The sequence below is a fragment of the Floricoccus tropicus genome (genome assembly GCF_001832905.1).
GTDB classification, from domain to species: Bacteria; Bacillota; Bacilli; order Lactobacillales; family Streptococcaceae; genus Floricoccus; species Floricoccus tropicus.
In genome coordinates this window covers 23914-49056 of the sequence record NZ_MKIR01000026.1, presented here as the reverse complement: position 1 = coordinate 49056, position 25143 = coordinate 23914, and the positions used below count along the sequence as shown (strand labels likewise).

Here is a 25143-nt window from a genome sequence, read left to right as displayed (position 1 = left end):
AAACACTACAGCATAAATTACTACAATGTTTTAAATCTATATTTGCTTTAAATTTTTAATAAATCTTCTTGAGGCGAAACATTTTTGGTCATTTATGAAGTTGATTTCAAAATTTTTATAATCAATACTTGAAATACTATTTTTATTAACCACAAAAGAAGAGTGAACTTTTATGAAATCATCCGACAGGTTGGTTATGTCTTTGAGCTTACCGTAAAACTCAATTTTGTCATTAGTTAAATTTAAAATTAACTTGTGAGATATAGGTGAAGTTTCAAAGAACATAATTTGCTTAAGCGGAACAAATTTAATCTCAGAACCAATTTTTATCTCAATCATTTTTTCTTCAACTGAATTTAATCGTTTAAAGATACAGGATAAAACCTTTTGAATCCGATCACGTATATTTTCCGGAGTAGACTTCTCAATGAAGTCGGTAGCTTCTAACATATATTCAAACGTTAATGGGAGCATTTGTCCTTCAGTAGTGATGAAGATGATTTTACCAGTAGTATCAAGATCCCTAATTTTGGTAGCTAATTCAATTCCATTGATATCTTGATTTAGATTAATATCTAAAAAGTATATTTTAGGGTAATTATTATTATTTTTGACAAATTGGAAGACTTCATCTGGATCATCAGTTGAAACTTTTATGTAAGCATCAGCATCTTGCTCAATTATATAATTTTCAATGCAGTTCTGAATGAATTTTCTTTGAACAGGGTTATCTTCACATATAATAATATCAACCATTAATTGCCCCTCCTTTCACAGATAATTTCTGCCTAAATTTATAATTTTCACTACTAGTTGTTAAATCAATATGTGATGAAGATTTAACAATACCTTGAATATTATATAGTCCAAGCCCTCGATTTTCTCCTTTCGATGAAATACCCTTCTCATTAATATGTAAAATGTCTTTTCTTTCTTCAGTCATAGAGTTTTCAATAACAATTACGGCTCGTTTTTCTAGAGGGAAAATAGCAATGTTTAATTGTCCAGGTTTGTCTTTTTCAACAAGAGAACTTAATTCTTCTAGAGCATTGTCAAGTATAATACCGATAATTCGAACTAGATTTACAGAATTATTAATATTTTGAGGAATAATAATTTCAGGTATATCAATATGAATTTTTATTTTATCATTAGCATTTCTTAATTTATTAATAAAGATTGCTCTAATTTCCATTGATTGTATATTATTAAGATTTTGAAACCCAATTCTATTTATATCAGCAATCTTTTTGGTTGGTACAATTTCCTTATAAAAATACTCCTTAAGATTATCCATATTTCCTTCATCCATGTAAAGTTCCATTGAAAGAAGAATATTCAGATAGTCATGCTTAAAATTCCTAACGTCTTGATACTGTCTTTGAATCTGTTCAACATAGATTGTAGATATTTCATTTTCAATATCTTTTCTTTTATTCTCAGATAGGAGTTCCTGATTTCGTTTATAAGCATAAAAGGCAATTACCAAAACAAGAGCTAAACTCAGTATAATTGTAAATAGTATTTCAACAAAAAAAGTGCCTTGTGTATTGAAAAATTTTGCGTAAAGGTGAAAGTACTCAATCAAATCTCTTATGTAAATACATGCGCCGATTAAAAACCCAACACATCCAATACTGGCAAGAAACCTACTGCTTGGGTATGTATCTATAAGTTCCCTTGCAAAAAAACTTATAAGGAAAATAATTACAAAAATACCTGAAATTATGAGAAGAATTCTGATATTTTCTTGCATTGAATCATCGAAAATCCAAAAATCTAATTTTGGGGTGCAATTGATAATTGCTTGAGATGTGACGATGGGAATAGATATGGTAAAAAAGATTTGCGGTATTCTCTCATAAATTGAAATAAAAAAGAGAAATAAAACGACTAAAAAAGTAGCAACTGATGGATGGATACCAGCTATATAAATGAAAATGAATAGCGCAAGTAAGATTGAAACATTAGCAAGATTAAGCTTCCAATTATTTTTTTTGTATATTAAGAAAAGAAAAGCGAAAATTACGATGAGAATCTCAAGATAGCTCATCCATAGGTTGATTAACATAATTATTCCTAACTACAGCTGAAATTTTTTATTTTCTTGTATCATTAATTTTTAAACTTTCTAAATTTACGAATGTTTAAAAATTCTTCTACACAAAATATTACTATTTATTACACACTATGTCAATAATATTACAAAAACATTTCGTAATCATTAAAGGAAAATTGAAATTTAGACGGGTATACTTGTAAGACATAATAAAAATCTCTGAAAAATTATAAAGTATACATGAAATTTGCGATAGGAATTTAAGAAAAAAAGAACCTATCACAACCCCAATTGGATATGTGTTAGATTCGCTTTATTTTATAATCTTTTATCTTTTTCAATTGTTTTTGTTACTGCATCAATTACTGAAGCAACAAATCTATTTTCTTCCAAGCTAACAATACCTTCAACAGTTGTTCCACCAGGGCTTGAAACTTTGTCAACAAGTGACCAAGGATTTTCTCCAGATTGAGCAAGCATATTTGCAGATGCACTTACTGTTGAAGCAACAATTTCAGTTGCCAAGTCTTTAGGCATACCATGAAGAACACCTGCACGGCTAAGGGCATCAATAAAGATGTAAATGAAAGCAGGACTTGATCCAGCAATAGCAGAGAATGTTGAGAAATCTTTTTCTTCAATCTGGAAGATTTGTCCAATAGAAGAAAAAATCTCTTTAGCAATCTCAAGATTAGTATCTATTACTAATTCATTTGGACAAATAGCAGTAGTAGATTCTTTAATCGTAGCATTGATGTTTGGCATAATACGAACAATTTCTAGTTGCTTACTTGTTAAGTCAGCTAGGTTTTCCAAAGTTAAACCAGCAGCAATTGAAAGCATTAGTTTTCCTTCAAGGTAGTCTTTTACTTCGCTTAAAACTTTAGGCATGACTTGTGGTTTAACACTCATAATTACAATATCAACAAATTTAGCTAATTCAATATTATCTTTAGCTTGGTTAACACCAAGATTTTTAGCAATTATCCTTGTTTTTTCAAAATCACGGCTTGAAATATATACTTCAAACTTTTCCTTATCAAGTCCTGATATGATTGCTTGTGCCATTTTTCCAGCACCAATAAAACCTATTTTCATATATTTTTTACTTCTCTTTCTATAGAAAGTTGAATTGTTATTTTTCCTATATTTGGAATTAATAAATTGTGCGCTTTGATTATGTCAGAAATATGAACAGTCATAACGCTTTTCTGTTTTGTCATGCTATCATTCCTAGACTTTCGTACACAAAAAATTATACAGCTTCGATTTTTCAATCGAAGTTAATAAACTGTATAATTTTCTTGTGCTTAAAGTCTAAGCAGTCACTCTAGCACTTGTTTTGTCCAGCTTTTACTCCTATATTTCTTCCATAACGCAGCACACAGCTCCAAACTTTCGTTTGGAGTTAATATACTGTGCGCTTTGATTATGTCAGAAATATGAACAGTCGTAACGCTTTTCTACTTTTGTCCAGCTTCTACTCCTATATTTCTTCGATAATGCAGCACACAGCTCCAAACTTTCGTTTGGAATTAATAAACTGTGCGCTTTGATTATGTCAGAAATATGAACAGTCGTCACGCTTTTCTACTAATACCCTTTGATTGTATCTACTGTTGCTCGATCAAGGTTTTTAATGATTGCTTGAAGGTAGGCTTGGGCTTGTGCAAAATCGTCTAGATTGAAGATTGTTTGGTGGCTATGGATATAACGTGCACATACTCCGATAGTAGTTGATGGAACACCATCATTTTTCAAATGAGCAGCCCCAGCATCAGTTCCACCTTTTGCAGTATAGTACTGAGTTTTAATTCCAGCGTCACTTGCAGTATCAAGAAGGAACTCTTTCATGTTTTTAAGCATGATATGTCCTGGATCGTAGATACGAAGAAGAGTACCTTCGCCGATTTTCCCATCAGCATTTTTATCAAATGTATCTTGGGCAGGAGAACAATCTACAGCGAAGAAAAGTTCAGGATCAAATTTAGTAGTTGACACATGGGCACCACGAAGGCCAACTTCTTCTTGAATATTAGCACCAGCAATTAGAGTATTTGGCAAACTTTCACCTTTAAGATTGTTTAAAAGTTCTGTGACCATTAGGCAACCGTAACGGTTATCCCATGCTTTTGAAATAACATTCTTCTTGTTAGCAGTTAATATTGTTTCGGTTTGTGGAATAATAACATTTCCTGGACGGATACCAAAAGATTCAGCCTCAGCTTTATCAGTAAATCCGGCATCAAAAACAATATCTTCAATTGCTGGAACCTTAGCTTGACCATTTGCTCCTCTTAAAAGATGTGGTGGAACTCCGCCAGTTACGACAGGAATTTGCGAACCATCCCGAGTATATAAAGTAAAACGTTGACCACTTACAACAAGGGGATTCCAACCACCAAGACCAACAACACGGAAAGTACCGTCTTCCTCAATACGAGATAGCATAAATGCAACTTCATCCATATGAGCAGCAACCATAATACGTGGTGCATTGGCATCTGAATTTTCTTTAATTCCAAATATCCCGCCAAGACCATCAAATTCAACACGGTCAACGAGTGGGCTTATTTCCCTCTTCAAATAATCACGAACTGGACCTTCAAAACCAGGTGCGGCTTGTAGTTCAGTCAAAGTTTTTATTTTATCAAATAGTTCCATTTCTTAAACTTCCTCCAATTTCTTACTACTAATAATAACAAAAAAACATCTAAATTTCTTCTATTCAATTTAGGAGTTAGGAGCTTACATCTGAGAAAAAAATACATTGACTTCTGTTCATAAGCATTCTTTTTTCTATAAGGAAAGCTAAAAATATGTTAAAATATTTATTATCTGATAGTATGGAAGAAAATTAATTAGGAGGTAAGGCATGAAAACTTCTCACAAATTAGGACTCGGATTAACTGCGACACTAGCAATAGGTGCTGGACTTTATGCGCTCTATCAAAGTCAAGAGGCTAAAAGACAGAGAACTTTGCTTAGTTATGTCAAGGAAGAACTAGGCAATGATAATATTAAAACTTCTTGGTTAATGGAAGAACCTGTAAGGGACAACGTCTTTGAAGGTGGTTTGGTTGTGGAAGAGGATGGTCAACTTGAAAGTATTGAGTTCGAAGTTGATGATGATACTCTTGAAATAGTAGAAACAGGAAGGAAACCTTTATGATAATTCCAAATTCTTATGAAGAAATCGCCGAATATGTTGAAAAAGGGAAGAATGTCTTCTTTTTTACTGCTGATTGGTGTGGCGATTGTCGTTTTATAAAACCATCTATGCCTGAAATTGAAGCGGAAAACCCAGAATTTACTTTTGTTGAGATCAATCGAGATAAATTCATGGATCTTGCTATTGAGTGGGGTATTATGGGTATACCTAGTTTTGTAGTTACCGAAGATGGTAAGGAAACTGGTCGTTTAGTAAATAAATTAAGAAAAACAAAAAATGAAATAAATGAATTTTTAGCAGGAGTAAAATAAGTGATTGCAATTTATAACCAAAATTTAAATGATGTATTAATGTTTATCGTAGCTGACAATAAAGGTGCTGACCTTGATTTTGAACGCAAAGGCAATGTAGCTAAGGTTTTCCGTCAAGATAATGGAGAAACAGTAGCATGGAATATCTTTGAAGCTTCTAAATTATTTGAGATTGTTGGAAATGGACAAGTTGAGATTTCAAGTGAAGAACTTAGTCAAGTTAACTCTTTGATTTCTGAATCAGGATTTGACCAAGTTATTCCAGAAGATAATGATCCTAAATTTGTTGTTGGAGAAATTGTTGAACTTGTTCCTCATGCTGATAGTGATCATTTGAATATTGCTCAAGTTAAAATTTCTGAAGATGAAACTGTTCAAATCGTAGCAGGAGCACCTAATGCGCGTGTTGGTTTGAAAACAATTGTAGCTCTTCCTGGTGCTATTATGCCAAATGGTTCATTAATCTTTGATGGGGAACTCCGTGGTGTTCCGTCATCAGGTATGATGTCAAGTCCTCGTGAATTGGCACTGCCAAACGCTCCCCAAAAACGTGGAATTATTGAACTATCTTCTGATGCAGTCGTTGGAGAAAAATTTGATCCTGCTAAACATTGGCAAGGATAAGAAAAAGCATATTATTTAATTTAGGTGAGAGAAATCTCACCTTTTTTCGTATAGAAAAGTAGGAGGAAGGGAAAACTGCTAGAAATATGGATAAGTCATAAGATAGATAAATCCATAAATAAAAAATAAGTTTTCTCAAATACTTTTCATGAATAAAACAATGCTAATTGGACGTTTAACTGATACACCAGAATTAAAGAAAACCCCAACTGATAAAAATTTCACTCGTTTCATTGTCGCTGTTAACCGAAAGTTTAAAAATTCAGAAGGGGAAAAAGAAGCCGACTTCATTTCTGTTATTGCTTGGGGAAAACTTGCGGAACTCCTATCCTCATATGGTAAAAAAGGTGCCTTATTATCACTTGAAGGAGAAGTTCGAACAAGTTCATACACTGATAAACAGGATCAAAAACGTTATCAAACAGAAATTCTGTGCACAGCGTTTGAACTACTTGAAAGCCGTGCAGCCCAAGCATTGCGAGAAAATAATTACGATACAACCGATTTGATTCTTGAGGAAGAGGAAATGCCTTTTTAAATTTTAAAGCCTGATTATTCGGAACTTTATTTTTAGATTGAAGCCCCTGACTAAAAATGTTTTAATAGGTAAGTAATAACAATAAGAAAGGGTTTAACATGAAAAATATAAAAGCTGTCATTTTTGATATGGATGGTTTAATTTTTGATACTGAAAGTATCTACTACCGTGGAAGTCAAGAAGTCGCAGATGAATTAGGAATTCCTTATGATGCTGAGGTCTATAATCGATTCTTAGGTGTTGGAGATAGTGAAATCTGGGCAACTTATCATCAAATGTATGATGAAGAGTTTGGATCTGATTTAGTAAATGATTTTATTAAGCTTTCTTATGAACGAGTGGTAGATTATCTTAAAAGTGGAGTTGCTGAAATGAAACCAGGATTATTAGAACTGCTTTCATATTTAGAAGAAAATAATATTCCTAAAATTGTTGCTTCGAGTAATAATAAAGATATAATTGAAGATCTCTTGAAGAAGAATAATTTATTTGATCGTTTTTCAAACATTGTTTCAGTTGAAGATGTGAAAAATGCTAAGCCCGATCCAGAAATTTTTAATAAGGCACATGAAGTATTAGGGATTGATATGGATAATTTACTTATTCTTGAAGACTCTAACAATGGTGTAATTGCAGGACATGCTGCTGGTATTCCGGTAATAATGATTCCTGATCTTATCCAACCTGACGAAGAATTGCGTTCTAAAACAATTGCAGTTCTAGATAGCCTCGCTGATGTTCCAGCTTTTATTGAAGATAATAAATAATATAATTAAAATAAATAAGACTGATTACTTTAACCATTAAGCTATTCAGTCTTTTTTTATAATATTTGTATGCGTTTTCAAATGTGATATACTATTTAAGTAGTATTGTAATTATTCTCATTTATTAATCACCTATCTAAATATTAAAAAAGAGGTAATTATGAGTACAAAATTAGTATTTAGTGATATAGACGGGACCCTGCTAACAAACGATCATGTGGTGGGGTATTTAACGTGTCATGAGATAAAACGAATCATATCTGCAGGAATTCCGTTTATCCCTGTTTCAGCTAGAATGCCTGAAGCGATAAAGAACATAATGAATGATATTCCTGTTGAAAGTCCGATAGTATCTTACAATGGAGCCTTAATTCAGGATGAGAGTGGAAAAATAATTTCATCTTCTCCAATGTCTGTTGATACGGCAGTAGATATTTGTAATTATGTTGAAAAAAATATGCCATCTACAACTTGGAATGTCTATAGTGGGCATGAATGGTTTTCGCAAAAATCAAATGATAGATCAAAGGTTGATTTGGAAGAAAGCATTGTAAAAGTCAAATCTATAGACTCAACTATTTCAGACATTAAAAATCTTAATATTGTTCATAAATTATTGCTCATGGGTAGCGTTGAAGAAATTACTTATCAGGAAGAAAAATTGAAGAAAATATTTCCCCAGCTTTCAATTTCAAAATCATCACCTGCCTTTATGGAGATAATGTCAAAAGGAGTTGGGAAAGATTTTGCAGTAAAATTTCTTGCTGAACACTATAAAGTAGCTATTGAAGATACAATGGCTTTCGGAGATAATTTTAACGATTTAGAAATGCTAAGGGCAGTAGGGATAGGATACGTGATGGAAAATGCACCAGAAAAAATGAAAGAGGAAATACATAATATTGCTCCAAGTAATAATGATGATGGTATTGGACAAATTTTGCAAAAAATAAAATGATATATTAATATTCACTTCCTATAATTTTTTTGATTTATGAATATCTTTTTAAGATAAATCATTTAAGAAACTATAGTGTGATATAATTAACAATGAAGTATGAGACTTAAAAGGAAATTTACATGAAAAAAAGAAATACTTTATTGATTTGTTCAATAATAAGTGGAATAGCATTTGTAATAATTGTTTTCCTTTGCTATAAATTTTTACCAGTAGTACCAAACCAGATTAGAATTGGCTCTTCTTATATGACTATGAATAATGTCTTTTATAAGACTCTTAATGATGAAATTGAAAAACGAGTTGATGAAAATCATGATATCCTCTATACACGAGACCCTGCATTGGATATAGATAAGCAATGCTTACAGATTGAGTCGTTTGTAGATAAGAAAGTTGATGCAATTATTATTAATCCAATTGATAGTAATAATAAAAAATTAAATACTGCAATAAAAAAAGCTAAAGATGCTGGTATAAAAATTGTTGTCGTTGATACCCAACTAAAAGATAGTTCAAATGTTGATAGTACAATTGTTTCAGATAATTATAAGGCTGGCGTTCTATGTGCTGAGGATATGAAAAAGAGGATCAATAACGCAGAAATTCTTTTGCTAGAGCATAGCAGCACAATGTCCGCAACGGATAGGATTAAAGGATTTACAGATACTATCAAAGGAAATACAAATTATAAGATTATTGACAGGGTAGAGACCTTAGGTCAAACCGAAATAACGATGCCTATTGTTAGCAATTTAATTTCCAAGGGTGAGAAATTTAATGTAGTCATGGCATTAAATGACCAAAGTGCAATAGGTGCATTAGCAGCACTTAAAGAAAACAATATAAATAATAAAATATATGTTTACGGCATAGATGGCTCACCAGATATGAAGAAGCTCTTACAAGATAAAAATGAGGTAACAGGAACAGTAGCTCAATTTCCAGTAAAAATTGGGCAAAATGCAATAGATGTCGTCTATGATTTAGTGAAAGGAAAAAAGACGGATAAGGAAATAATAGTGCCAGTTGAGTTTATTGATAAAGAAAAACTTACCAACTTTGATATAAGGGGATGGCAGTAAATGAATAAAATTAAAAGTATAGAATTTTCAAAGGATATTTTAATTTTTATAAATTTTTTAGCGGTCGTTTATAATGCTTCCCTCTATCTATTTTGTACGAAATACATAGTAGCTACGGGTGCAAGTCACTCCTTACTTGAAAATTTAGCTCGGATTCCTAACTCACCAACAAAAATATTTTTTTGGTCGATAACCTTATTTGCACTTCTTTTGGGAGTAATTTATTATCGTGGAAGTCATGAATCAAAATCAGAAGTTTTATTTGACCGTTTTGCAATCTTAGAAATTATTTTAATGGTTGGAGTATTTATTTCACTGCAATCATCCTATAACGGTCTCGTATTACTAGTTTTCACAGATATATTTTATAGCTCAAAAGATTTCTTTGCGCCAAAAGACAAAAAATATTGGTTATCATTTATCATTTTATGTTTCGGTATGATGCTCATTTCCAACTACGATTTATTGTCGTTAATCATAAAAATCCCCTCACTAGATACCTACATCAGTTTTCTTCCATCCTCGATTAAAATATTAATTCTTTTTTTGAAGAACTTTTTGGTTTCACTTAATATAATTGTATTCATAATTTCAATGGTCAGTTTCATTATGTACTCCGTGACAGAAAGGCATAATATTGAAGAAGAAGTAAAAATGGTTTCAAGAGTTAATACTCAATTGAATAATTATGTTGCTCTAACAGAAAAAATAGCTGAGGACAGGGAAAGAAAAAGAATATCAAGAGAAATACATGATACTTTAGGCCATGCATTGACAGGTATATCAGCAGGAATCGATGCAGTAATGGTGTTGATTGATTATGATCCTACTATTGCGAAAAAGCAGTTAAGCAGTGTTTCAAATGTTGTAAGAGAAGGAATTGTGGATGTACGGAGATCTTTAAATAAGTTAAGGCCAGGTGCTCTAGAGGAGAGGACATTGAAGGATGCTCTTGACAAGGTAATTAAGGAATATGAAGATTTATCTAAGATTAATATTGATTTATTATATGAGTGGGATTCTGTTGATTTAGACAGTACTAAAGAAGATATAATATTTAGAGTTATTCAAGAAACTCTGACAAATTCTTTAAGGCATGGTCATGCTAACAACGTAAAAATATCAATGTTAAGTGGAGAAGAGTTTATAATTGATATTCAAGATGATGGAGTTGGTTGTGAAGAAATCAATTATGGTTATGGCTTAACTCAAATGCGAGAAAGACTTGCAATAATTGGGGGTAAAGTTACATTTTGTAATGACAATGGTTTTAAAACACATATTGAAATTCCTAAGGTGAAAGGAGAGATGGATGATTAAAGTATTAATAGCAGATGATCAAGAACTGATTAGAGAATCACTAAAAATTGTTTTATCAGCACATAGTGATATTGAAGTAATTGGAACTGCAAGTGATGGTAAAGAAGTACTTGAAAAAATTCCGCACAATAAACCAGATGTAATTTTGATGGATATACGTATGCCAGTTATGGATGGAGTTTTATGTACAAAGGCAGTGAAGGAAAAGTATCCTGATATTAAAATAATCATATTAACAACTTTTGATGATGATGATTTCATATATAGTGCATTAAGATATGGTGCTTCAGGATATATTTTAAAAGGTATTTCAATGGATGAACTCTATCAAGCTATAATTACTGTTAATAGTGGTGGGGCAATGATCAATCCAGATATTGCTACTAAAGTATTTAAAATTTTTTCTCAAATGGCTCAATCAAATTACACAATTCAAGTTGAAGAAGATAACTTATCTGATATGAGTAAAACTGAATGGAAAACTATTCAACAAGTTGGCTTTGGACTTTCAAATAAAGAGATTGCCGCTAAACTTTTTCTATCAGAGGGTACAGTTAGGAATTACCTTTCAAATATTCTATCAAAATTAGACTTACGTGATCGGACACAATTAGCTATTTGGGCTGTTCAAACTGGCATTACTACAAGAAATTTTGATGATTGATATGACTAGAAAAAATAAAATTTTAATAATATGTATTACAGCTCTATCAATATTAATTTTTGTAATTATCATCTACAATAGAAAAAAGACAACAGTTCTGAGACTTGGCACATATTCTGGGAGCAGTTGGAATGTTCCAAATGCTAAGGAAAACAAAGTTATTGATAATGCAATTAAAAGATTTGAAAAAGAAAATCCAAATGTAAAAGTTGAATATGAGAGTGGTATACCAAAAGATGATTATTCAGATTGGTTGTCTGAAAATATAATAAAAGGCACGCAGCCAGATGTATTTATTATTCCAGAAAATGATTTTAACCTATTAGCATCAACTAACGCTTTGATGAAATTAGATGGAAAAGTAAATAATATTATTGACACTAATGATTTTTATGGAAGTACATTTAAATCGGGACAGTATGGAGGGTCTCAGTATGCCCTACCTTTTGAAAGTAATCCAACTATGATGTGCATTAATAAAGATTTACTTGAAAAAGAGGGAATTAAGATACCTGATTCAAGCTGGACCCTTGATGATTTTTATAATATTTGTAGTAAACTAACTCGTGATACTGATAATAATGGGATAATTGATCAGTTCGGATCCACTGATTATACCTGGCAAATGGCAATTGCTGCTACTGGTTCAAAAATTTTTAATGATGAAGGGACAAAAGCATATTTCAATACCACACCTGTAAAAAAATCATTGAATTTTATTTCTCAATTGAACAAACTAAGTGGTAACTATAAGGTGACATCAGATGATTTTGATGAGGGACATGTAGCATTTTCGCCGATGACTTTGGCTCAGTATAGGACTTACAAACCATATCCATACCATGTTTCTAAGTATTCAACTTTTTCTTGGACATGTGTAAAGATGCCTTCGCTTGAAAAAAATATTAATGGAACTCAACTCAGTACGTCCTTATTTGGAGTATCTTCTAAAACAAAGAATGCAAGGTTGTCATGGAAATTTTTAAAGCTTCTATGTGATGATGATAATACTCAGCAAGAAGTATTTGCTACATCGCAAGGCACATCTGTTTTGAAAAGAGTCATGGAGAGCAGTGCAACAAAGTCATTATTAAAGGATGACGACTTTGGTTCAAATGCTTTAAGTGTAGATACATTGAATACTATGATGGATAATGCAGTAAATGAACCTAAATTTAAAAAGTATAATTCTGTTGAAGAGAAAGCTGATTATCTTATTACAAAGGCGATTAGCAATAATAATATTGATACGGAATTAGCTAATATACAAAAGTCCATTGAAGATGAATTAAAATAGACGAAAGTCTATTTTTTTTAGATTTGAATGTGACATTTGTCACTTTAAATATTGCAATTGTCATATTTGAACAGTGACAAACTTCAATTTAAAAGCGTTTACAATTTATATAAAATAAAAATATAGATAGGAGATATGAAATGAGATATTTATTGCTTGTAAGTCATGGAGGATTTGCAGAAGGTTTAAAAACTTCTCTAGCGATGTTTGCTGAAGACAAAATGGATCAAGTTGTTGCAGTTGGTCTTGCAAATGGTAGTTCAGTCGATGAATTCGCCATTAAGTTTAGAGAGTCTATAAAATTTTTAACGGAGGATGATTCTGTTGTTGTTTTAGCTGATATTGTTGGTGGAAGCCCGTTAACAACAGCTTTAAATGTTTTATCCGAATTAGGGAAACTAAATGACGCTACTGTTATGGGAGGAATGAACCTCTCAATGGCTTTAACATCAATTGTTATGAAAGATGTACTTAGCGGAGAAGATTTAGTAAATGCAGTGCTTGCGGAAGCACAAGCTTCAATTCAAGAATTTAAAGTTGTCAGTGAAGAAGCTGATGACGATGAAGACGATATTTAAAATTTTGTAAATATAAGGAGAAAAATTATGTCAGTTTCATTTGTAAGAATCGATGACCGTATGATTCATGGTCAAACAGTAACACGTTGGGCTAAAGAATATCCATGTGATGGATTAGTAGCAGTTAATGATGCAGCTGCAGGAAATTCAGTTCTTAAACAAGCATACAAAGCTGCATCAGATAAAAAAACCTTTGTCTGGACTAAGGAAGCATGGAAAGCAAAATCTCAAAAAGTTTTGGATTCAAATGATAAGTATTTCTTAATAACTAAGACCCCAGTTGATATGAAAGAAATTTTAGTTGATCAAGCTTTTGTTCCAAGCGATGTAAAAGAAGTTATTGTTGGTCCTTGTAATGATCGACCAGGAGCTGTTAAATTGGGGAATAACCAATCAATAACACAAGAAGAAGCTGAAGCTTTTCAAGCAATTCAAGCAGCAGGATACAAGGTTAAATTTCAATTATTACCAGATGTATCTATTGGCTACTGGGATGACTTTAAAGGAAAATTTGGATTTTAGGAATTAATAATAGAATACTTAAGGAGTAATTATTATGACAATAAGTTGGCTACAAGCCGCTTTACTTGGCTTATTTGCCTGTTTATCATCAATGCCTGGTCTTGGTGGTACTACCGTTGGTAACTACACCCTAGGCCGTCCTTTAGTAGGTGGTTTAGTCTGTGGTTTGATTCTTGGTGATGTAAAAACAGGTATTATTTGTGGTGTTGCTATGCAATTGGTTTATATAGCACTTGTAACACCAGGAGGAACTGTATCTGCAGACTTACGTGCTGTATCGTATATTGGTATTCCTCTTGCAATGGTTGCGATCCACTCACAAGGACTTTCAGCAGATTCTGCTGAAGCAGCAAATTTAGCAAAATCAATGGGTACATTAGTTGGTACTATTGGAACAGTTCTCTTTTATGGAACTGCTACAATGAACCTTATTTGGCAACATATGGGTTGGAAAGAAGTTGAAAATAGGAATTTTAAGAAATTATATACAGTAAACTGGCGTTTACCATGGATTTCACATTTTGTATTTTCATTTTTACCAACCTTGATTATGTGTAAACTAGGATCAACAGCGGTTACAGCACTTAAAAATGCTCTTCCAATGGATGGTATTCCAATGAAGACCTTATTTACAGTTGGTTCTCTTCTACCATGTGTAGGGATTGCTATTTTATTAAAACAAATCGTTGAAAAGGCAGTTGATTTCGTACCATTCTTCGTTGGATTTACTCTTGCTGCTTCAGTTGGATTAAATTTAGTATCATGTGCAGTCATATCATTAATATTTGCTGTAATTACTTATGAAATTGAAATGGTTAAAAATATGAAAGTCGCCGCAGGTGCAGGTGGTGGACAAGTAGATTTTGACGATGATGACGAGGAGGATATCTAAAAATGGAACAAAAGAAAATTTCTAAAAAAACACTAACAAAATCTTTTCACCATTGGTTTTATGGTAACCTTACTTGTTTCTCTCAAGAACACATGCAAACATTTGGTTATCTAACTTCAATGCTTCCAATCGTTGAAGAATTATATGATAACGAAGATGATAAAGCAAGATCAATGCAAACTTACACTGCCTTCTTTAATACTGAACCTCAATTAGGATCACTTATTGTTGGTATTACAGCAGGTCTTGAAGAAGCGCGTGCTAATGGAGCAACTGACGTAGATGATGAAACAATTAATGGTTTACGTGCAGGTCTTATGGGTCCAGTTGCAGGTATTGGAGATTCACTTATTGTTGGAACGTTAATTCCAATTATTCTTGGTATCGCATTAGGTCTTTCAACTGGTGGGTCACCAATTGGAGCAATATTCTATATTATTGTATGGAACTTGCTTGCCTACTTCGGGATGAGATTTGCATATTTCAAAGGTTACGAATTAGGGGATAAAGCAGTAGAATTCCTAGTTGGTCCTCAAGGACAAGCAATTAGAAAAGCTATTTCACTTATTGGTGGTATGGTTATAGGTGCTGTTGCAGCAACATGGGTTCCAATTAAAACAGCTTTCCAATTGAAAGATAAATCAGGTGAACCCTATCTTGTTTTGCAAGATAAATTGGATTCTGTTTATCCAGGTCTTCTTACAGCAATCTTTATTGTATTCTGTTGGTGGTTAATGGCTAAGAAAAATCTTTCTCCAATCAAAGTTATGCTACTCTTAGTTGTCATTGCTTTTATTGGGGTGCTTGTAGGGTTCTTCAATCCAGGACTATCATATTAAAAATAATAGGAGTAATAAATGGAAAATCAAGTATTAATAGAAGCATATGAAAACGAAATTTCTTATCAAAAACACATGATTGATAACTTGGGAAGATGGTTTGCATTATTCTTTCTAGTTTCGAGTATCGGTGCAATGCTAGCATATTTGTTTCATAATAAAAATCTAATACTATTAATTCTTGGTGTTGTCTTGATATTACTTGGAATTTTAGGAATGATGTTATTTAGTTATGGAATAAATAAAGGGAAAAAGAACGTAGCTAAAGTAATTGACAGCCTTGAAAGAGCTATAAAATAATAGAAAAGTTTATTGTAAAAATATACATAAAAAGAAGAATCGTTTGGGAGATCGATTCTTTTTTTATGAATTTAAAAGCAAAAATATATGTAAATTTTGAGTATTTTTTCTTGACTATTTTTGACTAAAGCATTAGAATAATAGAGTAGTTAGCACTCGAAAACGATGAGTGCTAAAAAATAAAAATTGGAGGTCTATCTATAATGTTAAAACCATTAGGTGATCGTATTGTTTTACGTGTAAAAAAGGAAGAAGAAAAAAATATAGGTGGAATCGTGCTTGCTAGTGCAGCGCAAGAAAAACCACAAGTAGCAGAAGTTGTAGCCGTTGGTGCAGGAAGTCGCACATTAAATGGTGATTTAGTTGAACCATCAGTAAAAGTTGGTGATGAAGTATTCTTTGAAAAGTTTGCAGGAACTGAAGTAAAAGTTGATGATGAACTACTATTGATAGTACGTGAAGCAGAAATTTTAGCTATTGTTGAGTAAATGATATTAAAATAATCAATAAAAATATTTAGTTAAAATAAAGGAGCAGATATAAAATGGCAAAAGATATTAAATTTTCATCAGATGCACGTAGCGCAATGGTACGTGGAGTAGATATATTAGCAGATACAGTGAAAGTAACATTAGGCCCAAAAGGTCGTAACGTTGTTCTTGAAAAAAGCTTTGGATCACCTTTAATTACAAATGATGGTGTGACTATCGCAAAAGAAATTGAACTTGAAGATCATTTTGAAAATATGGGTGCAAAACTTGTTTCAGAAGTAGCATCAAAAACAAATGATATTGCAGGGGATGGTACAACTACGGCAACTGTTTTAACTCAAGCGATTGTCCGTGAAGGTCTTAAAAACGTTACTGCAGGAGCAAATCCAATTGGTATTCGTCGTGGTATTGAGAAAGCAACAGCCAAGGCAGTTGAAACAATTAAAGAAATTGCAAAACCAGTAAACGGTAAAGAAGAAATTGCTCAAGTTGCTAGTGTTTCAAGTCGTTCTGAACAAGTTGGTGAGTACATTTCTGAAGCTATGGAACGTGTTGGAAAAGATGGTGTAATTACCATTGAAGAATCTCGTGGGATGGATACTGAACTTGAAGTAGTTGAAGGTATGCAATTTGATCGTGGTTACCTTTCTCAATATATGGTAACTGATAACGAAAAAATGGTTGCTGACCTTGATAATCCATATATTTTAATTACTGACAAAAAAATTTCAAACATCCAAGATATTCTTCCACTATTGGAACAAATTCTTCAACAAAATCGTCCATTATTAATAATTGCTGATGATGTTGATGGAGAAGCTCTCCCAACACTAGTATTAAATAAAATCCGTGGTACTTTCAATGTAGTAGCAGTTAAAGCACCTGGATTTGGTGATCGTCGCAAAGCAATGCTTGAAGATATTGCAATTCTTACAGGCGGTACAGTAATTACTGAGGATTTAGGTCTTGAACTTAAAGATGCAACAGTTGATTCTCTTGGTTCAGCTTCAAAAGTAACAGTAGATAAAGATTCTACAGTTATTGTTGAAGGAGCTGGCTCAAAAGATGCAATTGCAAATCGCGTAGCAGTTATTCGTTCACAAATGGAACAAACTTCAAGCGAGTTTGACCGTGAAAAATTACAAGAACGTCTTGCTAAATTATCAGGTGGAGTTGCTGTAATCAAAGTTGGTGCAGCTACAGAAACAGAACTTAAAGAAATGAAACTTCGTATTGAAGATGCACTCAATGCAACTCGTGCTGCAGTTGAAGAAGGTATTGTTTCAGGTGGTGGAACTGCCCTTGTTAACGTAATTGGAGAAGTTGCGAAACTTGAGCTTGAAGGTGATGAAGCTACAGGACGCAATATTGTTGTACGTGCTCTTGAAGAGCCAGTTCGTCAAATTGCCACAAATGCTGGTTACGAAGGTAGCGTAGTAATTGAAAAACTTAAAAATAGCGATGCTAATGAAGGATTCAATGCAGCAACTGGTGAATGGGTTAACATGCTTGAAGCTGGTATCGTTGATCCAGCAAAAGTTACTCGTTCAGCACTTCAAAATGCTGCATCAGTTGCAAGCCTAATCTTAACAACAGAAGCAGTTGTTGCCAATAAACCTGAACCAGAAACTCCAATGCCAGGAATGGGAATGGATCCATCTATGATGGGCGGAATGATGTAGTTTATAAAAATAACCCCTTTGGATATTAATCTAAAGGGTTTTCTTTTACACAATATGCGGTGTTTTCGAAGTATTTATTTCTATCTTTAACACTACATATTGTGTTTTTTGGATTTTTTATAAAAAAAGACACTGAAATACACAGCTGAAAATACTCTATTTATAAGCATTTATACCATATGTAGACATTTCATTCGAAAATAATACTATATATTGTGATTTTTGCTCTTGATAATGAACTGGAAAAGGTTTAAAATAACTTCATATTCAAAAAAGATGAAAAGAAAAAATATTAGGAGTTTTATTATGGTAACAGTATTTTCTAAAGATAATTGTATGCAATGTAAGATGGTGAAAAAATGGTTGAATGATAAAGTTATTCAATACAAAGAAATAAATATTGATGAAAATCCTGAGTTCATTGATCAAATAAAATCAATGGGGTTTATGGCTTTACCAGTCATTACTAAAGATGATAGTATAGCTTTCTCTGGTTTTAGACCAGCTGAATTGGCAAAATTATAAAATAATATAAATTATAAATTTAAATAAATAAATACCTCATAAAAGCTAGAATTATTCTAACTTTTATGAGGTATTTTTGTTAAATAGTTAAATATTCTTTAAATAATTCTTCAGCTACATCATAGTAGCAGTTTTTTATATGGTAGACATTCAAAAAACGATATATATCTACATATTCAGGCGGGTTCTCGTAGAGAGAAAGGAATTCTTTGACTCTTTCATTTATCCAATATTTATCAGCCTCTGCCTCTTGTTTGAAGTGGAGATGACTTGATGATAGGGATGTTAAATCGTGTTTATTTAAATAGTGACCTAGCTCATGGAGTATAGCATTTTCAACTTCAACTCCAATAAGGTTGTTATTAATGTATATTGTGCTATTTTCGGGTAGATATAGTCCTGGCGCATCAATACCATAAGTATAAACAATTGTAATTCCTAATTCTTTTAGTTTTTCTTTAATATCCATATGAAACATCCTTAGTTTTGTGTGTTGACCGGGTGTTGTATTGAGATAGCTAAGAATATCTCTTGACGGTGTTATTAATTGTTTTCTTTAGATTCTAAATGCAAACGTAGCATTTTTTTTACAAACTCGCGATCATTGTCAGATAAGGGTTTTCCACCAAAGCTCATTGCACTATTGACCATTACTTCCAGGTCATTTTCTATATTTTCTGAGGCGTTTTTATCAGTTCTTCCAAGAAGATAATCAACTGAAATATGGAAGTAATCAGCTATTTTTTCTAGTTTATCTTGAGAGGGCCTAGAGTTTTGTCTCTTCATTATGTAAAAATAATTTTCGCTAAATCCAAGATTTAGGGCAAGAGTCTTTAAACTTATATGCTCTTTTTTAGCGAGTGACTGGATTTTATCGTATAAGGTCATAAAATTCCTCCTAAAAGTATATAATGTTATAGATGTTTTTATTGACTGGAATATAATTATATTCTATAATCTGTTTTGTTAAGTAAATATTAAGTGAAAACACTTATTGATAAGTTTATAAAACACATAATATTGACTTTTTTGTTAATCCAATTGTATATAATTATATTCTTTTGGTCAAGGGAAACATATAATTAATTTGTTTCTTGGTAAATATTTGCTAGGAGGTAAGGATGACTTTTAGAACAATTAAAATAAAAAATAAATCAAAAGTAAGGTGGGAAATTTTTGAAAATCTTTGTAATACATTTGGCTATTCATATAAAATTGTAATTGACAATAGTTTAAATTTAATACCACAAATTTTTGATAATGATGGGAAAATGATAACTAGTCCAGGTACTGATAGGATTGAAGTAGGGGATGAGAGTCGTATTTTGACAAAAAGCGATAGAGCAAAGTATAGAAGTGCCCAGAGAAATTTACAACAAAATAGAGTATTTGAATTAACTCTATCTTGTCTTGAAGAAGAAAAATAAATTAATGAAACTTATCTATTATATTTAGATAATAAGAGGAAAGAAAATGAAAAATAAGAAAAAAGCTGTGTATTTATTAGTGTCACTTATAATATTAAACATGACCATGTTTTTATTAATACTCCACAAAAGTAATAGGAGGGATGTCCTTATGGAGAATGAATTTGAAATTGAAAAAGTAGTACCTTTTGGTGATAGTGATAGAGTCATAGAAATAGTAAGAGATAATAAAAATAAAGTGGAATATATTGTTGATGGTGAAAATTGGGTTAGAAGAGATAGATAATTATAAAAAGAGAGGATAAGTATGATTAAATTAAATGAAAAAGAAATTGCAAAATCAGCTAAGAAATTATTGAAAACATATCATGATAAAAAGAGAAGATACATTCAAATGAAGCCTTCTCCAATAAATTCAAAATTAGTTACTAGTGCACCAAGAGTAAAAGGAAAAACTAATAATGAGTTGTGGGAATCTTGGATTGATTATGGTGTAGAAATTGAAGAAATTGAAAGAGCTGTGGAAAGCATAAAGATATTTGAACCAATATTTTATGATATGCTGAAATTAAGATATATAGAAACAAAAGATGATAAAGGAAGGTGTTTTTACGAAAATGAAATAGGTTACTCATCAAGCCATTATGATAGACAGATGCGTAAAGCGCTTATAATGTTTGCGGAATCATATCATAAAGGGCAAATAATTAAAGAAACTATGAATTAATAACTTGTAGTATTTAAACGGGGATTTTTTGAATATAGTACGGGGAAAAAAACTTATAAAATGAGATATTATGATAGTATAGTAATTTTGGTAAACGACAGGCATGCTACATTATTACTATGTAAATATATTAAAAAAATCTAGTAAATAATTTTACTGGATTTTTTGTTTGAAGAAAGGAGGAAAAATGGATTTAGTATTCAATAAAACAATGTTGGTCTTACTTACTATTTTTGCCGTTATATTAACTGTAGATTATATATTAGGCAGTTTTGTAGCAAAAAAACATAATCTGTACTCTTCTGAAAAAGGAAATGAAGGATTAATGAAAAAATTTATCGCTTTTATCTTATTTACAGTTGTAGTATTAGTTGCTGATTTTGCTGATTTTTTTAATATACCGTCAATGGAAGAATACATAAGACTAATAAAAATTACTTTACCTGTTACTATAATAGCTTATGGGAGAAAAGAATTATCTAGCATAGTTGCTAATCTGAGTATTATTTATGAATTTGATGTTGGAGATTTCTTGAGTAAATCTTTATCTGCGGACCAGGAGTTGCAATCAAAGCAAAGGCGTATGGATAATGTGAAGCTTGTAGATAAGGTAATTGAAATGCAATTAAAAGAGAAAGAAAAAATAAATAAGGAGAATATTGATGACAGTAAACAATGAAAAAGTACTTTCGTGGTTTGTTAATAATATAGGTAAAATTACATATTCTATGTACGGAAGTAGAAATGGAGATGACGGAACAGCAGATTGCTCAGGATCTGTCGTTCAAGCTATTTATGAAGCTGGTGGGTTAGAACCAACATGGTTATATAATACTGATAGTTTACATGACTATTTAATTAAAAATGGATATGAGCTTATCAGCGAGAATCAAGAGTGGGATGCTAAAATCGGTGATATTTATATTTTTGGTATGAAAGATATGTCTGGAGGAAGCGCAGGTCATACTGGAGTTTTAATAAGTGGTGATCCTATTGCCAGAGAAATTTCTTGTGATTATTCAACTGGTGGAGTTGCTAATACAGCAATTCAAGAGTATGAATTTGACAATTATTGGGGTAATGCCGGTTCTCCATACTTTTATATCTATAGAAATAAATACTCAAAAGATGATTTTGAAATATCACCTAAAAAAGGTGAATGGGTAAAAGAAGTTGGTACCTTCACGCTTAATACACCCGTGTATTTAAGTTTTGAATATCCGTTAAGTGGTGATGAAATTTTGCTTAAAGAAGGTGATGTAGTTAGATATGATCAATATAAGATTGATGACAAAGGGTACATATGGATAAGACAAATTCGACAAGATGGAAGATATGGATATCTACCTACTGGTGAATCGTTAAATGGAAAAAGAATAAGTAGCTGGGGAGGTTTTGAATAACAAAAAAAGATTTCTTTAAACCAATTGGTTCAAGGAAATCTTTTTTTAATTCTTTCAAAACTATAATTTTAGTTTTTCTAAATTTATTTCTTTCATATTTTTAACAACACCATTGAAGTAAGTGCCTAACTCATCATCCGTAAGTTCAGCAGTCCCGCTTCTCATAAAATTTGAGATACCTGTTGCTGAAATCCAAAGACAGTATGCAAGCGTTCTATTTTCTTCTTCGTTTAAATCATCTGACTCAGAGCTTTCAGATAAAAATTTTAAAAATAATTCATAAGAAAAATTTGCAGTTTTCTTTGCGGTATCTTTTTTTGTACTGAATAAATCTTTTAGAAGATCTTCAGTTGCTATGGGATGTCCGTTAGGAAATTTTGAAAATCCAATCATTAGATTGACAATCGGAGTGTATTGGGAAATATTATTATCATAGTCATTTTTTAATTTTTCGTAAAAATATTCTAGAAGTTCATCTCGAAGGGTTTGCATATTTTCAAATTGTTGATAAAGTGGTTGAGTCGAAATTCCCATATATTCGGCTAGTTGTCTTGCTTTAAATTTTGCTGGTCCGTATAAGACGATAAATTTAGAGGCTGCTTCTAGAATATCTTGCTTACTAGTTTCTTGAGTTCTTGCCATATTAATATTAATCCCCCTGAATTGTTATTAACATTATAACTTATGTTTTATTATTTTGCAGTACCACATAATGTTTATCTGTGTACATTATGATATAATTATCTCATAAAATTGGAGGAAATCATGGCAACATTTGAAGAAAATTTAAAAAAATATGCAGAATTAATTGTTAAAATCGGAGTAAACGTTCAAGATAATCATACTGTGGTGTTAAATATTGCAGTTGATCAAGCACCATTAGCTCGCCTAATCGTAAAAGAAGCATACAAGCAAGGTGCACGTGATGTGATTGTGAGATGGTCTGATGAGTCTGTTAATCGAGAAAGATTGATTTCAGCAAAAAATTTAGATGAGATAAAGGAATCAACAACAAAAATATTTGATGAATGGATTGAAGATGGAGCCAGTCGTATTAGCGTAGTGTCAGATAATCCAGCAGCATATGAAGGTGTCGATCCTGAAAGGATTGCTCTTGCTCAAGCAACAAATGGTAAAGCAAGTCGTAAATTAGGTGCATGTTTACAAGCTAATAAGTTTTCTTGGCTGGTTGTTGCAGCAGCAAGTCCTGAATGGGCTAAAGAAGTCTTTCCTGAATTATCGGAAGACGAGGCAACTAATAAGCTTTGGGATGAAATTTTTAAAGCAACACGTACTAATTTAGAAGATCCAGTTAAAGCTTGGAATGAACACGATAAGTTATTGACTTCAAAAGCTAAATGGCTAAATGAGCAAAAATTTGATAGATTTCATTACACAGCACCAGGTACTGACCTAGTCGTTGGATTGCCTAAAAATTATGTTTTTGAAGGACCAAGTTCATACAATTCGCGTAATGAAAGATTTATCGCTAATATGCCAACTGAGGAAGTTTTTTCAGCACCAGATAAAAAAAGAGTTGATGGGGTTGTATCAAGTACAAAACCTTTAAGTTATGCTGGTACAATAATTGATGGAATTAAATTGACGCTTGAAGAAGGTCGAATCGTAGATGTTTATGCAGACAAAGGACAAGAAACGTTAGAAAAGTTAGTTGCTACTGATGAAGGAAGTCATTATTTTGGTGAAATCGCTCTAGTTCCAAATTCTAGCCCAATTTCTGCAAGTGGTATTATTTTCTTTGAAACATTATTTGATGAAAATGCTTCTAATCACATAGCTATTGGACAAGCATATGCTTTTAGTGTTGAAGGTGGGACTGAAATGAGTCAAGAACAACTTGATGAAGCAGGGCTTAATAGAAGTGACGTTCACGTTGACTTCATGATAGGAAGCGATAAGATGGATATTGATGGAGTTAAAGAAGACGGTACTATAGTTCCAATCTTTAGAAATGGAGAATGGGCATGAGCCAAGAAACTTTGAAAAATCAAAAACTGACCGTTATTGTTGATAGTTTAGGTGCAGAGTTGCAAAGTATAAAAACTGCAGATGGGACGGAATATCTATGGCAAGGTGATAAAGAATTTTGGTCACGACGTGCCCCTATTCTATTCCCTATTGTTGGAAAGTTGAAAAACGGTTCTTACATTTATAATGATCAAAAATATAATATGTCAGGACATGGATTTGCACGAGACAATGAGTTTGAAGTTAAACAAGGATTGTTGAGTGAGTTAAAACATGAACTAGAATATGAACTTAGAGAAAATGAAGGGACTCTAAATACTTATCCTTTTAAATTTTCTTTAAAAGTTCAATACAAACTAAATGATAGTGCTATTGAAGTAAAATATATTGTAAAAAATCTTGATGAAAAAGTAATGTTTTTTGGAATTGGTGCACATCCAGCTTTTAATGCACCGATTAAAAAAGGAAATTTTGAAGATTACAAAATTTCAATTCTTCCTGATAAAGAGCGAAAAACAATCCCGCTAAATACAGCAGAAGGTACTTTATTTTTGGATCAGTCTGTTGTGAAAGGTGAAAGTGAATTTCCATTAACAAGGGAGCTTTTTTCTGGGGATGCTCTAGTTTTTGAAACTCCTGAAAAAACAGATGTAATAATTTCTAACACTATTGATGATAGAAATGTAAAAATCTCTTATGAAAATATGCCATTTTTGGGAATTTGGAGTCCTTATCCAGCAGAAGCGCCATTCGTTTGTGTTGAGCCATGGTGTGGAATAGCTGATGATGACCAAACTGATGGTAATATTGCTACAAAATTTGGAATCAATGAGCTACTTCCGGATGAAAAATTTGAGTGTGAATATATAATTGAAATAAATTAATTCCTTTAAAGCATTGCTATGGCAGTGCTTTTTAATTTGGCCTATACTAATTAATTGAATTTTTTGACAATTTATACTTTACATCTCTA

The 25143-nt window shown here is 32.0% G+C and carries 32 protein-coding genes; 25 read left to right on the top strand and 7 right to left on the bottom strand.

From position 1 onward, the window contains the following. Window positions 1–36 precede the first annotated feature (36 nt). From BG261_RS10050 to pepA, 4 genes are all read right to left on the bottom strand, one after another. Window positions 37–756, bottom strand: a complete 720-nt coding sequence (locus tag BG261_RS10050; RefSeq protein WP_070793192.1) for a LytR/AlgR family response regulator transcription factor — start codon at window positions 754–756, stop codon at window positions 37–39. After that, window positions 749–2071: a GHKL domain-containing protein gene (locus tag BG261_RS10045; RefSeq protein ID WP_070793191.1), complete on the bottom strand. Its 1323-nt coding sequence runs from the start codon at window positions 2069–2071 to the stop codon at window positions 749–751. Before BG261_RS10045 ends, BG261_RS10050 begins: the two co-directional genes overlap by 8 nt. A gap of 306 nt (window positions 2072–2377) precedes the next feature. Then, window positions 2378–3157, bottom strand: coding sequence for a pyrroline-5-carboxylate reductase (proC, locus tag BG261_RS10040; RefSeq protein ID WP_070793190.1), 780 nt, complete (start codon window positions 3155–3157; stop codon window positions 2378–2380). Window positions 3158–3652: 495 nt separating this feature from the next. Further along, the gene (pepA, locus tag BG261_RS10035) at window positions 3653–4723 is read right to left on the bottom strand and encodes a glutamyl aminopeptidase (RefSeq protein ID WP_070788281.1); all 1071 of its coding nucleotides are present in this window, start codon (window positions 4721–4723) and stop codon (window positions 3653–3655) included. A 211-nt stretch (window positions 4724–4934) separates the two neighbouring features. On the opposite strand from pepA, the gene BG261_RS10030 reads away from it, so the two are divergent. The 18 genes from BG261_RS10030 to nrdH all read left to right on the top strand — a co-directional run bounded on the left by BG261_RS10030 (window position 4935) and on the right by nrdH (window position 18624). After that, on the top strand, window positions 4935–5231 hold the full coding sequence (locus BG261_RS10030) for a hypothetical protein (RefSeq protein ID WP_070788280.1): 297 nt from the start codon (window positions 4935–4937) through the stop codon (window positions 5229–5231). Beyond that, window positions 5228–5542 (top strand): thioredoxin family protein, encoded by a 315-nt coding sequence (locus tag BG261_RS10025; protein WP_070793189.1) that lies wholly within the window; start codon window positions 5228–5230, stop codon window positions 5540–5542. Before BG261_RS10030 ends, BG261_RS10025 begins: the two co-directional genes overlap by 4 nt. 39 nt (window positions 5543–5581) lie before the next feature. Continuing rightward, the gene (ytpR, locus tag BG261_RS10020) at window positions 5582–6166 is read left to right on the top strand and encodes a YtpR family tRNA-binding protein (RefSeq protein WP_371827965.1); all 585 of its coding nucleotides are present in this window, start codon (window positions 5582–5584) and stop codon (window positions 6164–6166) included. 148 nt (window positions 6167–6314) lie between these two features. Then, window positions 6315–6704 (top strand): single-stranded DNA-binding protein, encoded by a 390-nt coding sequence (locus BG261_RS10015; RefSeq protein ID WP_070793188.1) that lies wholly within the window; start codon window positions 6315–6317, stop codon window positions 6702–6704. 98 nt (window positions 6705–6802) lie between these two features. After that, window positions 6803–7471: an HAD family hydrolase gene (locus BG261_RS10010; RefSeq protein ID WP_070793187.1), complete on the top strand. Its 669-nt coding sequence runs from the start codon at window positions 6803–6805 to the stop codon at window positions 7469–7471. Window positions 7472–7631: 160 nt separating this feature from the next. Then, window positions 7632–8429, top strand: a complete 798-nt coding sequence (locus BG261_RS10005) for a Cof-type HAD-IIB family hydrolase (protein WP_070793186.1) — start codon at window positions 7632–7634, stop codon at window positions 8427–8429. A gap of 122 nt (window positions 8430–8551) precedes the next feature. Continuing rightward, window positions 8552–9514, top strand: coding sequence for a sugar ABC transporter substrate-binding protein (locus BG261_RS10000; RefSeq protein ID WP_070793185.1), 963 nt, complete (start codon window positions 8552–8554; stop codon window positions 9512–9514). Continuing rightward, complete coding sequence (locus BG261_RS09995; protein ID WP_070793184.1) at window positions 9515–10834, top strand: sensor histidine kinase; 1320 nt, start codon at window positions 9515–9517, stop codon at window positions 10832–10834. It abuts the gene before it with no gap. Further along, complete coding sequence (locus BG261_RS09990; RefSeq protein WP_070793183.1) at window positions 10827–11498, top strand: response regulator transcription factor; 672 nt, start codon at window positions 10827–10829, stop codon at window positions 11496–11498. Before BG261_RS09995 ends, BG261_RS09990 begins: the two co-directional genes overlap by 8 nt. Next, window positions 11491–12795, top strand: a complete 1305-nt coding sequence (locus BG261_RS09985; RefSeq protein ID WP_414653956.1) for an ABC transporter substrate-binding protein — start codon at window positions 11491–11493, stop codon at window positions 12793–12795. Before BG261_RS09990 ends, BG261_RS09985 begins: the two co-directional genes overlap by 8 nt. A 140-nt stretch (window positions 12796–12935) precedes the next feature. Next, window positions 12936–13373: a PTS sugar transporter subunit IIA gene (locus BG261_RS09980; protein ID WP_070793182.1), complete on the top strand. Its 438-nt coding sequence runs from the start codon at window positions 12936–12938 to the stop codon at window positions 13371–13373. A 27-nt stretch (window positions 13374–13400) separates the two neighbouring features. After that, window positions 13401–13895, top strand: a complete 495-nt coding sequence (locus BG261_RS09975; RefSeq protein ID WP_070793181.1) for a PTS sugar transporter subunit IIB — start codon at window positions 13401–13403, stop codon at window positions 13893–13895. A 34-nt stretch (window positions 13896–13929) separates the two neighbouring features. Continuing rightward, window positions 13930–14787: a PTS mannose/fructose/sorbose/N-acetylgalactosamine transporter subunit IIC gene (locus tag BG261_RS09970; RefSeq protein ID WP_070793180.1), complete on the top strand. Its 858-nt coding sequence runs from the start codon at window positions 13930–13932 to the stop codon at window positions 14785–14787. 2 nt (window positions 14788–14789) lie between these two features. Continuing rightward, complete coding sequence (locus tag BG261_RS09965) at window positions 14790–15626, top strand: PTS system mannose/fructose/sorbose family transporter subunit IID (protein WP_070793179.1); 837 nt, start codon at window positions 14790–14792, stop codon at window positions 15624–15626. An 18-nt stretch (window positions 15627–15644) separates the two neighbouring features. Further along, window positions 15645–15926: a PTS fructose transporter subunit IA gene (locus BG261_RS09960; protein ID WP_070793178.1), complete on the top strand. Its 282-nt coding sequence runs from the start codon at window positions 15645–15647 to the stop codon at window positions 15924–15926. A 203-nt stretch (window positions 15927–16129) separates the two neighbouring features. Then, a complete protein-coding gene (groES, locus tag BG261_RS09955) occupies window positions 16130–16414 on the top strand; it encodes a co-chaperone GroES (protein WP_070793177.1) in 285 nt (94 codons plus the stop codon). Window positions 16415–16470: 56 nt separating this feature from the next. Continuing rightward, window positions 16471–18099, top strand: coding sequence for a chaperonin GroEL (gene groL / locus BG261_RS09950; protein ID WP_070793176.1), 1629 nt, complete (start codon window positions 16471–16473; stop codon window positions 18097–18099). Window positions 18100–18405: 306 nt separating this feature from the next. Next, window positions 18406–18624: a glutaredoxin-like protein NrdH gene (gene nrdH, locus BG261_RS09945; RefSeq protein WP_070793175.1), complete on the top strand. Its 219-nt coding sequence runs from the start codon at window positions 18406–18408 to the stop codon at window positions 18622–18624. 79 nt (window positions 18625–18703) lie between these two features. Here nrdH and BG261_RS09940 read toward each other — a convergent pair whose 3' ends face one another. Both BG261_RS09940 and BG261_RS09935 read right to left on the bottom strand, forming a co-directional pair. Next, complete coding sequence (locus BG261_RS09940) at window positions 18704–19093, bottom strand: M78 family metallopeptidase domain-containing protein (RefSeq protein ID WP_070793174.1); 390 nt, start codon at window positions 19091–19093, stop codon at window positions 18704–18706. Between the two features lie 74 nt (window positions 19094–19167). Then, a complete protein-coding gene (locus BG261_RS09935) occupies window positions 19168–19512 on the bottom strand; it encodes a helix-turn-helix domain-containing protein (protein ID WP_070793173.1) in 345 nt (114 codons plus the stop codon). A gap of 233 nt (window positions 19513–19745) precedes the next feature. Between BG261_RS09935 and BG261_RS09930 the strand changes: the two genes are divergently transcribed. The 5 genes from BG261_RS09930 (at window position 19746) to BG261_RS09915 (ending at window position 22181) form a co-directional block, all read left to right on the top strand. Then, window positions 19746–20051, top strand: coding sequence for a hypothetical protein (locus BG261_RS09930; RefSeq protein ID WP_070793172.1), 306 nt, complete (start codon window positions 19746–19748; stop codon window positions 20049–20051). Window positions 20052–20097: 46 nt separating this feature from the next. Then, window positions 20098–20337 (top strand): hypothetical protein, encoded by a 240-nt coding sequence (locus tag BG261_RS11520; protein ID WP_158007201.1) that lies wholly within the window; start codon window positions 20098–20100, stop codon window positions 20335–20337. Between the two features lie 21 nt (window positions 20338–20358). Then, window positions 20359–20778, top strand: coding sequence for an ArpU family phage packaging/lysis transcriptional regulator (locus BG261_RS09925; protein WP_070793171.1), 420 nt, complete (start codon window positions 20359–20361; stop codon window positions 20776–20778). A gap of 187 nt (window positions 20779–20965) precedes the next feature. Continuing rightward, window positions 20966–21457, top strand: a complete 492-nt coding sequence (locus BG261_RS09920) for a phage holin family protein (RefSeq protein ID WP_070793170.1) — start codon at window positions 20966–20968, stop codon at window positions 21455–21457. Further along, entirely contained in the window at window positions 21441–22181 is a 741-nt protein-coding gene (locus BG261_RS09915) for a peptidoglycan amidohydrolase family protein (RefSeq protein WP_070793169.1), read from the top strand. The genes BG261_RS09920 and BG261_RS09915 overlap by 17 nt, the downstream gene beginning before the upstream one ends. A gap of 60 nt (window positions 22182–22241) precedes the next feature. Here BG261_RS09915 and BG261_RS09910 read toward each other — a convergent pair whose 3' ends face one another. Then, on the bottom strand, window positions 22242–22823 hold the full coding sequence (locus BG261_RS09910) for a TetR/AcrR family transcriptional regulator (protein WP_070793168.1): 582 nt from the start codon (window positions 22821–22823) through the stop codon (window positions 22242–22244). Between the two features lie 123 nt (window positions 22824–22946). On the opposite strand from BG261_RS09910, the gene BG261_RS09905 reads away from it, so the two are divergent. Both BG261_RS09905 and BG261_RS09900 read left to right on the top strand, forming a co-directional pair. Then, window positions 22947–24170, top strand: coding sequence for an aminopeptidase (locus BG261_RS09905; RefSeq protein WP_070793167.1), 1224 nt, complete (start codon window positions 22947–22949; stop codon window positions 24168–24170). Beyond that, a complete protein-coding gene (locus BG261_RS09900) occupies window positions 24167–25054 on the top strand; it encodes an aldose 1-epimerase family protein (RefSeq protein ID WP_070793166.1) in 888 nt (295 codons plus the stop codon). The genes BG261_RS09905 and BG261_RS09900 overlap by 4 nt, the downstream gene beginning before the upstream one ends. The last annotated feature ends 89 nt before the right edge of the window (window positions 25055–25143 follow it).